This window comes from Imperialibacter sp. (assembly GCF_040222385.1).
Classification (GTDB): domain Bacteria; phylum Bacteroidota; class Bacteroidia; order Cytophagales; family Cyclobacteriaceae; genus Imperialibacter.
The window spans coordinates 375,534-391,003 of sequence record NZ_JAVKDF010000023.1 but is presented as its reverse complement, the minus strand read 5'-3'; the positions used below and the strand labels follow the sequence as shown (position 1 = coordinate 391,003).

Genomic DNA, 15,470 nt, shown 5'->3' with positions numbered 1-15,470 from the left:
TTAGAACCTGGTGTATTTTCTCTTTCTTAGGAACATTTTAGCAATACCGAAGAGCAGCAAGAGCACCAAAGGACCTGCCAGATTCAGCACCTGCCAGAATGTGCGGCTTTCATCTATCTTCTGCTTATCGAGCGGCCGTATCTTCACCTCCCGGTTTCTGGCCAAAATCAATCCATCATCGTCCATGAGGTACTCAAGGGCATTCACAATGAAGTCTTTGTTGGCATACACTTTTTGAGAAATGGGGTCGATACCCAGCTCCATTGGCTGCCCGTTTTCAGGGTTCAGCTCATTGCGAATGAAATCGCCATCTGCTACCACTACTATTTTTGAGGGTACACCTTTTTCCCTGAAACCGGTTTTATTCACTCCTCTGGGCAGTGTTCTGTTTCTATAAAGCGAATTAAATGGCCCTTCCAGCAAATAAGCCACTGGCTGGCTCCCTTGATTGAAAGTTTCAGGATTGATGCCACCCCTGATGTCGTTGAGGTTGACTCTAACGGGAGAAGACAGCACCCTGGATCTTTCAGAGGTAAACATCAAAGGTGTCTTCACTATGCCGTCGGCCTTTACCGTGTCGATAGTAGACGTGAATCGGAAAATGACTGCGTCCAGGTTTTTGACCACAGGGTGACCTGAAAACCGGTTGACCTCCGGGAAAAATGGCCATGGAATCAATTTCATCTGCGGCTGATCGCCCACCATGCCGTCGATGACCAGAAACTCGCCGCAGCTTAAGTCCTGCACAAAGTTCTGGTTGATGCGTGCCCCGTAGTTGAATAAAAGGTCAGTCAGGTTATGCTCAATTGGAAAGGCAAAGGTGCCTGCGCCCTCTGCTCCTGCCATGTCCACGCTAAGGGCGTCGATAAAAAACAGCAGCTTGCCTCCACTCATGACGTACTGATCGAGCAGGTATTTTTCATTTTCGCTAAACTCTACTGAGGGTTTTGCCACAACAATGGCATCGAAGCCAGCCAATGGTTGCACCTGCCTGGCGAGCTGTATGGCACTCACCTCATACTTTTCCATCAGCAACGACTGGAAACCAGCCAGCGCCAGTGTGTCAATGGAGTAATGATCAACAACCACCCCTACCCTTTTTCTGTCGTTATTAACCAACTGTTTGATGGCATAGGCCAGGTTGTATTCCACCCCTTCTATCGACTGATTGAGCAGTTCCTCGTTGCCGTCGCCTTTGTTGCCTTTGAGCAGCATCACACCAGCTTCCCGACCTCCGTAGGAAATCAGTGCACCGGGATACAACCGACGACGGACAGTATTGCCGTCTTTGGTATAGCTCAGGTCGGTGGGCTGAATACCTTTAGCGCTCAACTCCATCATCATTTTTTCTTGCGCCTGACGAGAACCACCTGCCACTGGATTCTTGAAAGTGAACTCCAGGTTTTTACCGCCATACACGCTGAACTCTTCCAACGTCTCCCTGATCGATTTCTGAAGCCTTTTCAGGTTGGAAGGCAGCTCTCCTTCGAGATACACCTCCACATACACCACCTCGTCGAGGTTACGCAACAGTTCTTTGGTGGGCTCAGAAATAGAATACCTTCCTTCCTCGGTCAGGTCAATGCGCACCGGCCAGGTTTCAGCCAGCATATTCACCCAAACAACCAGAAAAAGGCCATTGAGCAATATCAACCATCGGGTCATCTGTCTGCTTTTCCAGTTCATATCCGTTGGTTAAGTTTAAGCCTGGTGATAAGCAGAAAGATGAAAATCACACTTAGGAAATAAACAATATCCCGGGAGTCGAGCAGGCCCTTGCTTAGCGAGTTGTAATGCGTAAGCATGCCCAGCTGCTCTAAGAACAGCGAATAGCTGCCCCACACGTTGATGGCGGCGATAGATGTGAAGCCAGTAAAAAGGAAGAAGCACAGGAACACGGCCAATATGAAGGCAATGATCTGGTTCTCTGAAAGTGATGAGGCCATTAGCCCAATAGATGTGAAAGCAGCCCCCAACAAAACCAGTCCAACATAAGAGCCAAGGATGCCAGCGGTGTCGAGATTGCCGGTAGGATTGCCCAGCGATGAAATAGAAAAGTAATAGAGTGCCGTTGGCAGCAAGGTGAACACGACGAGAAAGAGGCCTGCCAGATACTTGCCACCAATAATCTGTACTTCAGAAAGCGGCCGGGTCAGGAGCAACTCAAGTGTACCTCCTTTTTTCTCCTCAGCAAAAAGCCGCATGGTAATAGCAGGAATAAGGAACATGAGCACGTACGGGCCAAGGCTGAATAGCGTTTCCATGTCGGCGTAGCCATAGTCGAGTACGCTGGTTTCAGGAAACACCCACATGAGCAGGCCAATGCCCGTGAGGAACACGGCAATGACCACGTAGGCGATGAGGGAATTGAGGAAGCTATTTACCTCTTTGCTAAAAACTGTCCACATAGGCTAAGAAACTGGTTCTTTTGTGAGTTCCTTAAATATGTTCTCCAGCGAGTTCTCCTCTTGCTGAATACCCAACAACGGCCAACTATTTTCACCCGCCAGCTTGAGCAGCGACGGTCTGATGTCTTTGTCAGCATCGATAGTCAGCCGGATCTTCGTGGCGTCGATGGTCTCTATATTGACTACTTCTTTCACTTTATCCAACCCGGCAAAGCTGCTCATTTCTTCCGAAAACTCCAGCACCACATAGGTTTGGCCTTTGGCCTGCTTACTCAAGTCTTTCACCGTGCTATCGGCCACTTTTTTGCCCTTATTGATGATGATGACCCTTTCGCAGATAGCAGTCACCTCCTGCATGATGTGGGTAGAAAACACGACTGTCTTTTCTTTTCCTATCTCTTTGATCACCTGGCGGATTTCCAGGATTTGGTTAGGATCAAGGCCGGTGGTCGGTTCATCGAGGATAAGCACCGGCGGATTGTGGATCAGCGCCTGCGCTAAGCCCACCCGCTGGCGGTAACCTTTCGACAGCTGGCCGATCAGTTTGTTTTGCTCTACGCCAAGTCCGCACAGGTCAATCATCTCCTTTACCCGATTGGAGAGGGCATTGCCTTTGATTTTATGCACCTGGCCAATGAAGGCTAGGTACTCATGCACGTACATGTCGAGGTAGAGCGGGTTGTGCTCGGGCAGGTAGCCCACGTGGTTGCGTACTTCAGCCGATTGGGTTTCCACGTCGTAACCAGCCACGGAAATCGTTCCTTCTGTAGGAACAAAATAAGTAGTGGCCATTTTCATGGTGGTGGACTTACCAGCACCATTGGGGCCTAAAAACCCGAGAATTTCTCCTTTCTTAGCCGAAAAGGAAAGATGATCCACCGCTCTCTGAGCACCGAAAACCTTACTTACATTTTGTACCTCTAGCGACATATCCTGAATGCAACCCCAAAAATATTATTTTTTAGGCTTTCCTTGTGGTCTTAAGGGCCTTAATTCAATATCGCCTGGTAAGTAATTTGGGTGGGTGTCCAATAACTCAACTACCGACTTGGCAATATCTTCAGGCCGCATCATGTTTTCAGGCGGTGTAGAGGTATGCCTTCCTTCGAAGAAATGTGTATTGGTAGAGCCCGGATACACGCCAGTGACTTTGATGCCAAAGTCCCGGAGCTCCATCATCATAGAGTGGGTAAGCCCGGTTACCGCATGCTTGGTGGCGCTGTAGGCTGCGTAGCCTTTCACCCCATTGAGTCCGGCAATAGAGGAAATGTTAATAATATGCCCGAAGTCATTTTTTTTCATTTGCGGCACCAGCAGCCTAGAGATGTAGAAAATGCTGTCCACATTGGTGCGGAACATTGTTTGCCAGTCTTCTGGCTTGGTGTCTTCAAAAGCCGAAGGAATGCCGAGTCCGGCATTATTGATCAGAAAGTCGATGGTGGTACCAAACTTTGCTACTGTGGCTTTGTAGGCAGCTTCTATCGACTCAACCGACTGCACATCGGCTTTAACAAACTGAAAATCGTTGTCTGAAATTCCGGGGTCTGTTCTGCTCCAGCCAGCCACCCTCACTCCCCTCTCTAAAAGTTCCTCTACAATGGCAAGACCTATTCCCTTGCTCGCTCCTGTTACAATTGCCGTTTTACCTTTCAAAACCATACTTTTGAGTCTTTCACTTGTTCGATGCGCTATACGCTTGCAATAATCTTTATTTTCGTTCTAGTATCAAATGTTTTCGGGCAAAGCATTAGTTCCATTGCAGCATCACAAAGTATAGAATTGACGGGTGAGCATGGCGCCTTCTTTTTCAATGAAAAAATCCCCCACCTGACCAACACCTCCCTCACTGGTTTTAGTGTCGGATATCAAAAAACACCTATTCCTCTATACAATTGGGCCAACACTTCCAAAGAATTTGCTTTCCGTGCGAAGTTGACTTACCTCGACTTCCGCAACAAAAACCTCGGGAAGGCCGTGGGCCTGCAGGCCTTCCTCGATATACCTGTCGTTCAGTGTGCAAAATCGACCATTTACGCCAACACGGGCGTAGGGCTGCTCTACTCCGGCTCTCATTTCAGCATAAAAGAAAGCAACCTCAACTTTGCCATTGGCGCTCCACTTAGCTACAAAATCAATTTTGGTGTTGGGTTTAAAAGACACTGGGGCCAGAGGTGGTACAGCCGGACTGAACTATCCTTCATGCACGTTTCGAACGGAGGCATTAGGGTTCCGAACCTGGGCCTCAATAGTGCACAAATGGCCGTTGGGGTCGGCTATGTTTTTTCTCAGAAAGAAAAACCGGCAAACGAACTCTCCAAACCCCGCCTACAGCCAGCAAAAAAAAGCCGTTGGCTTCTTCAGCTTGGAGGAGGGCTGAGGCAACCGGAGTGGCTTCTGGCAAAAAAGTATGCGATGGTTTACCTCGGGGTTCTGAGAGAAAGGCTGTTTTTTGAAAAAGTCTATCTTGGCATAGGCGTCGACTACTTCTATGATTGGGCGACGAAGTATGAGGTGAACACAGGCATTGTGGTAGGGAATAGCCTTCATCATAGAATCGGGCTCCTCGCTCAACAAGAGTGGCTATTTGGGCGAATGGGTTTGCAGGCAGGGCTTGGCTACCATGTGGTGAAGCAAACCGCTGACCCCGACTGGTACCAGAAGGCAGGGCTGAAATTCCATATCAACGACAAGTTCTCAGTGGCAAGCCACCTGATTGTCAGGAATTTCAAGGGATCTTACGCAGTAATTTGGGGAGGTGCCTATGCGTTTTAGCAGTAGACGCATTTTGCAGTCACTAATGATGACGCTTGGTGGACTAACCGGGTCAGCCTGTCAGGATGGGTTTGTTGATCGGTGCTTTGAAAAATACGGCAGGGAGATAGTAGAGGAGATAGAACTGAAGAAGTTCACCAGCCTGGAGATCATGGATGACATTGAAGTAGAGCTGGTAAGCGGCGCCTTTCAACAGGTAGTACTTACTACTTATGAAGAGTTGCTGCCCAACGTGGTGTTTACAGAAATTGACCAGGGTTATCAGGTGGAGAACACAACGACTTGCCTTTGGAACAGCCACTATAAGAGTCCAAAGCTGACGATTTCTTCGCCTGATCTGAACTTCATTGTTCACCGAAGCACCAGCCCGATGTACAGCAGAGACACTATCCAGCTGGACCGGCTCTGGCTGGCCATCCATCTCAGCTATACTGAGATTAACCTCACCATAAAAACAGGTGGATTTGTGCTGAGAAACTACGGCAAGTCCAACGTAAAAATTAGTGGCACCAGCGACTACGCTGACCTGTTCATCAACCAGCAGGTTTCGTTGGTTGACTGTAGCCAGCTTAAGGCAAAGGTGGTGGTGGTGGAGCACGAAGGACTGAACGAGATGAAAGTGTTTCCAACAGATACGTTGAGAGGCACAATGAGCGGCTACGGAAATCTTATCTATTTCAATGATCCAAAGGCCCTCAGTGTGGAGCAAACCGGGACAGGAAAACTATTGTTTAATAAACCGTAAATTACCCTCAACTTCGGGCACTTTTCTGCGCATCAAGTCATTTAAAAACTATGGAAGCTTCTGAACACCGACCACAGACCCTCAAGGAGGAAATTGCGAACAGCCTTACCCACGGGATAGGCATCCTCTTTAGTGTGGTGGCCATCTCGTTATTAGTCACATTCTCAGTCTTAAATGGCTCAGCCATTCACGTGGTCAGCAGTAGCATTTTTGCAGGGTCGTTTCTTTTGCTCTACACCTTTTCGACACTCTATCACGCCTTTCAGCATGAGCAGGTGAAAAGACTCCTCCGCACGTTCGACCACATCAGCATTTATATCCTGATTGCCGGCACCTACACGCCTTTTCTTTTATTAGGAGTAGGCGGAGCACTTGGTTGGGTGTTTTTTGGCATCATCTGGCTACTGGCCGTACTGGGTATCATTTTCAAGGTGTACTACCAGTACCGTTTTCCCAAGGCATCGCTGATATTTTACCTGGGCATGGGATGGATGGCTGTCTTCATCATCAAGCCCCTGCTCGTGTCTCTGGACGTTACGGTCCTTTCACTAATTCTAGGTGGTGGTGTGAGCTATACGTTGGGCACCATCTTTTTTGCGCAAAAGAAAATGATGTATGCGCACGCCATCTGGCATCTTTTTGTACTGGGGGGCACTATCACGCATTTTATAGCAATGATGTTTTTGTTGCAGGCTTAGATAGATTGGGGTTTCTGATCCATTTACCCCGGCCTAAGGGGAGGGATCAGAAAATTGCCCTGGCGCCCTTTACCCTCCCGTTGCCGCTACCATCCTACTCACCATTTTCTTCAGCAGTGGCTCTGCTTTTTGAGCGGCATCCACTATTTCCTGAAGGTTTACCTTCTTAATCATTCCTGGCACGCCCATGTCGGTGATGATGGAAAGGGCAAATACCGGAATTTCCATATGCCGGGCTACGATCACCTCAGGCACTGTGGACATACCCACCGCATCGGCACCAATAATTCTGAGGTATTTGTATTCTGCTGGCGTTTCCAGGTTCGGCCCCTCAACTCCGGCATACACTCCTTCTTTCAAATCGATGCCTTCCTCTTTCGCAATCTGTCTCGCCAGCTTTAGCATGCTCCTGTCATAAGCCTCGCTCATATCTGGGAAGCGGTCACCCAAGGTATCCAGGTTTTTGCCTCGAAGCGGGTTTTCTGTAAACAGGTTAATGTGGTCGGTCACCATCATCATGTCGCTGTTTTGGAAGCCAGGGTTGAGTCCGCCTGAAGCATTCGACACGAACAGGCGCTTAATGCCCAGCAGCTTCATCACCCTCACCGGCAGGGTCACCTGCTGCATGCTGTAGCCTTCGTAAAAATGAAACCGGCCCTGCATCACCACTACAGGCACTTTCCCAATGTGCCCAAATATCAACTTGCCTTTGTGAAACTCAACCGTTGAAACAGGAAAGTGCGGAATGTCTTTATAGTCAATCACATCGGCAATTGTCACCTCATCTACCAGGCTATGAAGGCCAGTACCCAGGATGATTCCCGTTTCCGGAACAACGGAGGTTTTGCTCTGAATAAAATGAGCAGCTTCCTGAATTTGATTGAGATTAATGGACATCAGAAACAGTGATAGATAGAATTTTTGGTCAATCTAATTCTGTCAAATCGTATTTGAAATAAAAGCATCGGATTTCATCACGCACAGCGCTATATTAGCCTACTGTTCTAATGCCCAGGCATGTTACTTTATACTCTCTCCTTTTATGAAAAAGCTCCTTCTTTTTTTCCTTTTAACAGCTCCCTCCATCGCTTTGCATAGCCAATCGCTAAAAAACCCTTCCTTTGAAGAAGTGTTGTCGCTGCAATCTGCGGGCAGCCCCGAGATATCTCCCGATGGAAAAAATGTCGCCTTCACCGTTAATTCCACCGACTGGGAAGAAAACAGATTCGATACGGAAATTTGGCTGTCAAAAAGTGGTGGCACGCCCTTTCAGCTCACCAACAATGTCAAAAGCAGCAGTACGAGCCCCAAGTGGTCACCCGATGGGCAATGGATCGCCTTTTTATCAGACAAAACCGGCAAAACGCAAATCCAGGTCATCCGGCTGGAAGGAGGAGAATCGGTGCAGCTAACTGATACGAAGGGAAGTATCTCTGGTTTCGAATGGGCACCTGATGGCAAGCGAATTGCTTTCACACAAGCAGAAGACAAAGAGAAAGCTGAGAAGGCCAGAAAAGAAAAGTTTGGTGGCTTTGAGGTGGAAGATGCGGAATACAACCTCAGCAGGTTGTGGTTGACTTCCTTTGATGCCGATAAACTATTTAAGCGAGAGTTGCCGAAAGACAAAAAAGACACCACGAAAAAAGACGAGACGACCAAAATTTTACTGGACAGCGTGAATTACACGGTCACCAATTTTCTATGGTCGCCCGACGGCCTCAAAATTGCCTTCAACCACCAGCCAGATCCCAATATCACTTCATTCATGAAGTCGGACATTTCTATTCTGGATGTGGCTACTAAGAAGGTAACGCCTCTTGTTAAAAACAAAAGCTCTGACGGGCTAGATGCGTGGTCTCCCGACGGCCAGTGGATTCTCTACAGCAGCTACCTAAGCGACACCACTTCTAATTTTTACAAAAATGAAAAGTTGTTTAGAATAAAACTGGACGGGTCAGAAAACACACAGCTAGCCAAATCATTTGATGAAAACCTGGGTTCCCTGGTATGGAATCCACAGGGAATATTTGGCATCGCTTACCAAAAAACCGTGCGTCGGATTTTCTTTATCGACCCCGACAATGGAAAGTTCAAGCCCATCTTCACTTCACCTGCAAGAATTTACGGCATGTCGTTCACCGGAGACGGCGAGGTGGTAGCGTTCTCTGGAACTGAAGACAATTCCCTGACAGATATCTATACAAGCCCTATCAAAGCCGTGGCGCAAAAGAAGCTCACAAACTTTAGCGAGCAGCTTTCCGATTGGGCCACTGCCGACAGCGAAGTGATCAGTTGGAAAAGCAAGGACGGCGCAACCATTGAGGGAATCCTAAGCAAGCCGAAGGACTACGACCCGAAAAAGAAGTATCCTCTGCTGGTAATTATCCACGGTGGCCCGACGGGTATTTCCACGCCGTCGCCGGTAGCCAGCTACGTGTACCCCCTTAATCAATGGGTCAACAAAGGCGCCCTGATTTTGCAGCCCAACTACCGGGGCTCTGCTGGTTACGGCGAGTCCTTCCGCTCGCTTAATGTGGAGAACCTGGGTGTGGGCGATGCCTGGGATGTGCTATCAGGTGTGGAATCGCTGGAGAAAAAGGGCTTGATCGATAGCAATAAAATTGGCTGCATGGGCTGGAGCCAGGGTGGCTACATTTCTGCTTTCCTTACAACCAACTCCGACAAGTTCAAAGCCATTTCGGTGGGCGCCGGCATCTCCAACTGGGTGACCTACTATGTGAATACCGATATCCACCCTTTCACCCGCCAGTACCTCAACGCTACCCCCTGGTCCAATATGGACATCTACCTGAAGACCTCGCCCATGACCAATATCAACAACGCCAAAACTCCCACGCTTATCCAGCATGGCGAATTCGACAAACGGGTGCCTATTCCAAACGCCTTCGAATTGTATCAGGGCTTGCAGGATGTGGGCGTTGAAACGAAACTGATTGTGTACAAAGGCTTTGGTCATGGCATTACCAAGCCGAAGGAAAGGCTGGCCGCCGTATGGCACAACTGGGAGTGGTTTGGTAAGTACATCTGGGGCGAGGAGATTGAGGTGCCGGAGGAGTAACCTGACAAAAAACCATAGTAGCCAATCAGCAGTAAAGTTTGTTTTACCGTCTATTGTAACATTAAATTCTTTCGACTAGATTTCCCTCAGTTTCCCGTACTGCATCAAGCAGATTAGCCTTTATTTTTTATAACAGCCAGCCTATTTGGCATGGCAATTTATTTTGTTGTTGGCAAGGCAATCCAATGCTGTCATTGACACAAAACTCTTTATAGGCAACGCCAAGCAATAGCACTGGCTACAACTCAACTGAACCGTTCCATTCATATGAAAAAATCATTTTATCTGCTTTTCCTTGGCCTTGCCGGCATGGGGGTTACTGCCTGCAACAATAGCCAAACGAGCGAAAAAGCCAGTCACACCATCGTTAGCGAATTCATCTCGCTTCGAAAGGGAAGCTTTGCTGACTCTGGTAACTCCATATCTATAATTGATTCCGTAACGGCCAACGGGTTGACTTTTTACGGCATAAAAGAAAGCATCAACGACTCCAGCAGCTACTACACAGTTTTTTTCGGTGCTGAATTAGAAGTGAAGATTGTAATGCCTGATCAATTCCTCCAGGTGGAATCCCAGCTAGTATCAATTGCCAATACCGTAAAGGTTATTCCTGGCGCAATCAAGGAAATTCCAGATCTTTCCGGTGAAGGGCTGGGCGACTTTGAATTGACCTTTGACCACAGAGTGAACGGAGACCTCATCAAGGAATCGGTTTTTCTGATAAGAACTGAAGCAGCCAGGCTAATTTGGGCTACCGAGCCTCAGCTGGTGACGAAATGTATTGCAAGTTGCCCGGAAGAAGAGGGAGAACGTAAGGAGTATCCCGGCGACTGCATAGGATCAGTGACAAGCTATGCTGTGGAAGGCGGCGGCGATGGTGCCCCGCCGCAGGTAGTCGTCACCACAACAAACATTTTAGCTGACGCCCGATGCAACAACTGGGGAAACGTGACGTCGGCAAGAGTTTATCAATGGCTGGGCGACTCCGAAAATGGCATTGACTTCATCTTCCTGGCTGACCGAATGGCACCGGAAGACGAATTGGAAGCCTCAGGAGAGGTAATGGAAATTGACCCGGATGCGGAAAGCCCTGTGGATTTACTGGTTGACCTCGAAGGGCTGGAAATCGAAATGCTTACGGAAAAAGAGGGGCAGCTTGTAAGGTTTTTGATTTGTGGCGGAGGTGTGCCCAGGCTGACTTTCTACAATGGCGACAACGGCTGGGTGATGACAACCGTCTGGTACCAGGATGCTTTTGATTATCAGATAAAGGCGATTTCGGCTGTAGACAACACATACACCATTTCAACAGACAATGAAGCAATTCCAAAGCTGGACTTCGTTTATCACCCTGACAATGAAACCATAGAGTTCGAAGGCAATACCTACGCCGTTCACTCCGACAATTACCCCATTGTGGAAGAAGCCCCTTGCGACAATGAATAGCCTCACATCACCAATCGAATCTATCACCGACAAAGTAGCGACTGACCTGGCCTACCTGGAGGAGCAACGCCTGGAGATCATGCAGCGCTACAATTATCGAGTCTACAAGAGGACAATGGCTGTGCTCGGTATTTTATGCGTGAGTACCATTATCTTACTTATCTCTTTTCCTGCGCTCCCCAAAGTCTTCATCGCTATTATGCCACTGACAGGGCTCTTTGCCATGGGTTACCCTATCTACATCAGCTATCATCGCCATAACAAATTCAAAAAACTTCAACTACTGCTCAAAGCGGGCATCTACGAGGCATTTGGTGAAGCCCGTGGGTTCCATGTGAGGACTGAACCTATGTCGCCAGACTTTTTCGAAGAAACATATCTACTGCGAGACCGACGGTATATGAAGGTGGAAACTGCGTTGCGGCTGGAAGGTATTGCCAACGAACGGCCAATAACAATCGCCGAAACCAAAGTCACGGGAGCGAGCACAACTTCCCGGTCACAGTCAAGCAGCAACAGGGGCGTTATTCAATTTCAAGGACCCGTGGGCACACTGGAGATGGAGCAATCTTATTTTCCCCAGCCAGTGGTGATCGGATCTAAAGATAAGATCGCAGGTAGCGTTTTGATAGACAAAGCTATTGATGGCCTGCTGGGCGCAAGCCTCTCCAAAAAAGTTGATAAGCTATTTTCGAGCGAGAAAGTGCTGAGCCAAAACGAAATACAACACAAGTTCCACGATCTGTTTTATGTGGTGCCCAACGAGAACAAGTTGGTGGAACGGTTTCTTGACGATTCGATCATGAATGTAATGGTTGAATCAAAATCGTTGATGACGTCGCTCAACATATCAGTTGTTGGACCAAATATCCATGTAGGGGCCTATCCGGCTGTAGGGCTCGCCTTGCAGTATAATAAGCCGATGATTAACAAAGAGGAAATCAAGCAGCACGTGCTGAACTTGGTGTTGGTTGAGAAAATACTGCTCTATATAGGGGGAAAGCTGGCGTCCAGGATGGTTTAAAATAAAGACGAGCTTTTAGCAGACTACAAAAGTTTTGACAGACCTCGCACTTGGATACCATCGCCTCCCTCGCCGAATCAGCCGTCCAACGCCTTTTCACCAAACTTTTGTAGTCTAGTCAATCTCCCAATCCCGCTTTGTGGCAAACTCGATATTTGATCGGTGAAATGCCAAAAACCCACCTGGTCCACCAAACCACTCCAAAACTTCGCTCCGGCTCACGAGTGTCGGCTTGTCACTCAAAAAAGCATTGTAAGAGCTAAACTGCCAATGTGAAACTTCTTCACATAGCTTGGCCCTGACCGGGTTAAAGTGAATGTATCCAATCAATGAACTATAGTAGTCTGGTTCCTCAACTTCTTTTCTCTTGAACTTATATTGAAACAAAGCTCCAGTTCTGCCCTGTTCAACGTTGACAGACTTTGCATATGAGATAAAGAAATCCTTAAATGCCTTTTCCACCCTCGATAAAGCCTTATCGGCGAACTTTTCATCTGTGTCATCCTTGACTTTAATAAAAAAATGAAAATGATTCGGCATCAAACAATACGCATACACTTCGACTAACCCAGTGAGATATTGCTTGAATTTCCTCAGAAAAAACCAATAATTCTCTGTATTGAAAAATATTGGTTGTCTATTGACTCCACGGTTATAGATGTGATAACACTTACCCGCTTCCATGGGGTTAAGATAGCATAGATTACAAAAGTTTAGAAATAGCTCCAGGCTGTCTGTTTCTTCCAAGGCCAGAACGAGCAAGAAAGTTGCTAAAGGATATCAAACTTTTGTAATCTGAGTACCGCCAACTCTTATGAACCTAGTAAATAAATTTAGCTGACCTGCTTCTGTAAACAAGTCTCTATGTATTTCAAAAGAAATGGCCAGCGATTGGTGACGCTTTCTAGATTACAAAAGTTTAGAAATAGCTCCGGGTTGTCTACTTCTGTCAAAGCCAGAAGGAAAAAGAGAGTTGGTAGAGCCTGCCAAACTTTTGTAATCTTAAGTCCGCATAACTTTCGTATTTTGGTTCTGCGATAACCTTATAGCAATGAAAGTGCGCTTGCCTACATCTACAATATTTCCGGCTCTGGTGATAATTTTCTCCTGCACCTCCCCATCTCCCACCCTCCTCTTCGACGGCAGCACCCTCACTGGCTGGGAAGGTGACGCAAAGACCTGGCGTGTAGAAAACGGGGCCATCGTGGGTGGTTCAATGACCGAAACTGTCCCTCACAACGAATTCCTCTGCACACTTCAGTCATACGGCGACTTTAATCTCACCCTTAAATACAAACTCGAAACCGGCGGCGGGTTTACCAACGCAGGTGTGCAGTTCAGGAGCGTGCGTGCCACCGAACCCGCCTACGAAATGATCGGCTACCAGGCGGATATCGGCAATGGCTACTTTGGTTCACTGTATGACGAAAGCAGACGAGATAAAGTGCTGGCGGGCATCGACTCACTGGCAGGTGTGCAGCTTTTCAAACCCAACGACTGGAACGACTACCAGATTATTGCCGAGGGAAAACGAATCCAAATCTTCCTCAATGGCGTTCAAACCGTAGATTACACGGAAGCGGACAACGACATCCCACAAGCGGGCCTTATCGGCTTACAGGTGCACGGAGGCGGAAAGGTGAAAGTGAGCTATAAGGATATTGAATTGACTGAGCTTTGATTGAAGATGAAAACAGCCCCTTTTATCAACACCATCAACTACTGGCAGGATGACCTGAACCGTTACGAATTTGCCGATCTTCTTCGCAAACCTCAGCCAGACAGGTGGTCTCTCGGGCAGGTGTACATGCACCTGATTGACGCCACCAGCTTTTTTCTGGGTCAGGCGGACGTTTGCTTGCAAACCAATGATCATGCCGAAGGCGAGATGTCGGAAGTGGCAAAAGCCATGTTTGCCAACGACGAGTTTCCGGACAAAATGATTGAAGGACCGCCTTCGAACGCCTCTACTCCGCAGCCTGCATCTAAGGAGGAGATTATTGAAGGATTCGAAAAGTTAAAAGAGAGAATTTTGGCACTCGGCCATTCAAACAGTACAAACAAAGGAAAGACCAAACACCCAGGCCACCAGTACTTCAATGCGACTGAATGGCTGCAATATGCCCACATGCATTTCCGGCACCATGAAAGACAAAAAGGGAGGATTGATGTGTTTTTGGAAGGGTGAAGTTGGCAGATACAGCAGATTACAAAAGTTTCGGAAAAGGCTTCGAGCCTTCTGCTCTCACTAACGCTGGAGGCGGCACCAACCAGAGTAGAGCCTGCAAACTTTTGTAATCTTTCAACCCAAACGTTCTCTGCCCAGGCCTGTTTCTTTACGGCCTCGGAGGAAGTTGGCGAAGACAAAAGCAGAAGCACAAACGGGTACTAATTTTTTTCAGCCTCCTCCCAAACCTTCTTTTAAAGTTTACGTCTGTAGATGAAGTTCAGGCGATCCAACTTCCCCAAACTTTTTAGACTGTTGAACGCCTGGCACCTGCTATCAATTTTAGATGGCGGATTTTTTAACAATTAGTAAAGGTCAAAAACCATGAAAAAAGTGTTCACTGGATCCCTGCTGGCAGGGATGGTTCTATTTTTTTGCGCTTGCAGTTCTGACGACACAGGCGACCCGGTTGGCAACGAGAAAATTGAGTTGATAATCGGCAACGCCGACCCCGTTATCTTTTCCGGATCGTCTATGAAGTTGTCGGATAACACGTATCAACTCACAGGCAACGCTAACGACGACAGCGGTCTTTCCTTCACTATTTTATGGGAAGGCGAAGAGCCCAAAGGCACATTCGCATGGAATGCCAACTTCGAAAGCAACGTGGCAGGCACCTGGCTCCTGATGGCTAATGGCAATATGACAAAGTCGTATTACAGCTACAAAGCAGAAGACGGAGAAATCACCGGCAACAGCACAGGCAGCCTGGTCATTGAAAAGTTTGGTGCCGTGGATGGGTTCGTGGAGGGTACTTTTGAGGTCAGCAATGCGAGGCTGCTGGAGGTAAGTGGCTCAACGGCTAATGAAAGCAATGTAAAAATCACCGCCAAGTTTAAGGTAAGCCGCTCGCTTTAAGGGCGAAGGCAAATGAATTTGAAGAACCACCGGGCTGGAGAGTTTCGGTGGTTTTTTCTGACCAAAAGTAATTACCATTGGATATCGGCGATACAATCGCCAGTCTCATACGCCCTCCCGGGCGGGTAGCTGTTTCGGCTGATGCTCAAATAAGGTCGGTGGAGGAATTCCGTAAACCGGGTTTGAAACCCGGCGAACTGCCTTCGGTTTTCT

The 15,470-nt window shown here is 47.8% G+C and carries 15 protein-coding genes; 9 read left to right on the top strand and 6 right to left on the bottom strand.

The window, feature by feature from the left end; translation table 11 throughout:
* From gldG to RIG68_RS12015, 4 genes are read right to left on the bottom strand one after another with little or no spacing between them, the layout of a single operon-like run.
* The gene (gldG, locus tag RIG68_RS12030; RefSeq protein ID WP_350122406.1) at positions 1-1,686 is read right to left on the bottom strand and encodes a gliding motility-associated ABC transporter substrate-binding protein GldG; all 1,686 of its coding nucleotides are present in this window, start codon (positions 1,684-1,686) and stop codon (positions 1-3) included.
* Positions 1,683-2,408, bottom strand: coding sequence for a gliding motility-associated ABC transporter permease subunit GldF (gene gldF, locus RIG68_RS12025; RefSeq protein WP_350122404.1), 726 nt, complete (start codon positions 2,406-2,408; stop codon positions 1,683-1,685). Before gldF ends, gldG begins: the two co-directional genes overlap by 4 nt.
* 3 nt (positions 2,409-2,411) lie before the next feature.
* Positions 2,412-3,338 (bottom strand): gliding motility-associated ABC transporter ATP-binding subunit GldA, encoded by a 927-nt coding sequence (gldA, locus tag RIG68_RS12020; protein WP_350122402.1) that lies wholly within the window; start codon positions 3,336-3,338, stop codon positions 2,412-2,414.
* A 24-nt stretch (positions 3,339-3,362) separates the two neighbouring features.
* Positions 3,363-4,067 (bottom strand): SDR family oxidoreductase, encoded by a 705-nt coding sequence (locus RIG68_RS12015; RefSeq protein ID WP_350122400.1) that lies wholly within the window; start codon positions 4,065-4,067, stop codon positions 3,363-3,365.
* Positions 4,068-4,091: 24 nt separating this feature from the next.
* Here RIG68_RS12015 and RIG68_RS12010 point away from each other — a divergent pair, with 24 nt between their 5' ends.
* Genes RIG68_RS12010 through trhA form a run of 3 tightly spaced genes read left to right on the top strand, consistent with a single transcriptional unit; the run spans position 4,092 to position 6,623 of the window.
* Positions 4,092-5,180 (top strand): acyloxyacyl hydrolase, encoded by a 1,089-nt coding sequence (locus RIG68_RS12010; RefSeq protein ID WP_350122398.1) that lies wholly within the window; start codon positions 4,092-4,094, stop codon positions 5,178-5,180.
* The gene (locus RIG68_RS12005; protein WP_350122396.1) at positions 5,170-5,925 is read left to right on the top strand and encodes a GIN domain-containing protein; all 756 of its coding nucleotides are present in this window, start codon (positions 5,170-5,172) and stop codon (positions 5,923-5,925) included. The genes RIG68_RS12010 and RIG68_RS12005 overlap by 11 nt, the downstream gene beginning before the upstream one ends.
* A gap of 50 nt (positions 5,926-5,975) precedes the next feature.
* A complete protein-coding gene (gene trhA, locus RIG68_RS12000; protein WP_350122394.1) occupies positions 5,976-6,623 on the top strand; it encodes a PAQR family membrane homeostasis protein TrhA in 648 nt (215 codons plus the stop codon).
* Positions 6,624-6,692: 69 nt separating this feature from the next.
* Here the strand turns inward: trhA and RIG68_RS11995 are convergent, their stop codons facing one another.
* The gene (locus RIG68_RS11995; protein ID WP_350122392.1) at positions 6,693-7,520 is read right to left on the bottom strand and encodes a purine-nucleoside phosphorylase; all 828 of its coding nucleotides are present in this window, start codon (positions 7,518-7,520) and stop codon (positions 6,693-6,695) included.
* Positions 7,521-7,665: 145 nt separating this feature from the next.
* Here RIG68_RS11995 and RIG68_RS11990 point away from each other — a divergent pair, with 145 nt between their 5' ends.
* The 3 genes from RIG68_RS11990 (at position 7,666) to RIG68_RS11980 (ending at position 12,172) form a co-directional block, all read left to right on the top strand.
* A complete protein-coding gene (locus tag RIG68_RS11990) occupies positions 7,666-9,702 on the top strand; it encodes a S9 family peptidase (RefSeq protein WP_350122390.1) in 2,037 nt (678 codons plus the stop codon).
* A 267-nt stretch (positions 9,703-9,969) separates the two neighbouring features.
* Positions 9,970-11,148: a hypothetical protein gene (locus RIG68_RS11985; protein ID WP_350122388.1), complete on the top strand. Its 1,179-nt coding sequence runs from the start codon at positions 9,970-9,972 to the stop codon at positions 11,146-11,148.
* Positions 11,141-12,172 carry a hypothetical protein gene (locus RIG68_RS11980; protein ID WP_350122386.1) on the top strand — a complete coding sequence of 344 codons (1,032 nt, stop codon included), beginning with the start codon at positions 11,141-11,143 and terminating at the stop codon, positions 12,170-12,172. Before RIG68_RS11985 ends, RIG68_RS11980 begins: the two co-directional genes overlap by 8 nt.
* Positions 12,173-12,286: 114 nt before the next feature.
* On the opposite strand, the gene RIG68_RS11975 is transcribed toward RIG68_RS11980, so the two are convergent.
* Complete coding sequence (locus RIG68_RS11975) at positions 12,287-12,919, bottom strand: transposase (protein WP_350122384.1); 633 nt, start codon at positions 12,917-12,919, stop codon at positions 12,287-12,289.
* Positions 12,920-13,223: 304 nt separating this feature from the next.
* Here RIG68_RS11975 and RIG68_RS11970 point away from each other — a divergent pair, with 304 nt between their 5' ends.
* The 3 genes from RIG68_RS11970 (at position 13,224) to RIG68_RS11960 (ending at position 15,257) form a co-directional block, all read left to right on the top strand.
* The gene (locus RIG68_RS11970) at positions 13,224-13,853 is read left to right on the top strand and encodes a 3-keto-disaccharide hydrolase (protein WP_350122382.1); all 630 of its coding nucleotides are present in this window, start codon (positions 13,224-13,226) and stop codon (positions 13,851-13,853) included.
* A gap of 6 nt (positions 13,854-13,859) precedes the next feature.
* Positions 13,860-14,360, top strand: a complete 501-nt coding sequence (locus tag RIG68_RS11965) for a DinB family protein (protein ID WP_350122380.1) — start codon at positions 13,860-13,862, stop codon at positions 14,358-14,360.
* Between the two features lie 363 nt (positions 14,361-14,723).
* Positions 14,724-15,257, top strand: a complete 534-nt coding sequence (locus RIG68_RS11960; RefSeq protein WP_350122378.1) for a hypothetical protein — start codon at positions 14,724-14,726, stop codon at positions 15,255-15,257.
* Positions 15,258-15,470 lie beyond the last annotated feature (213 nt).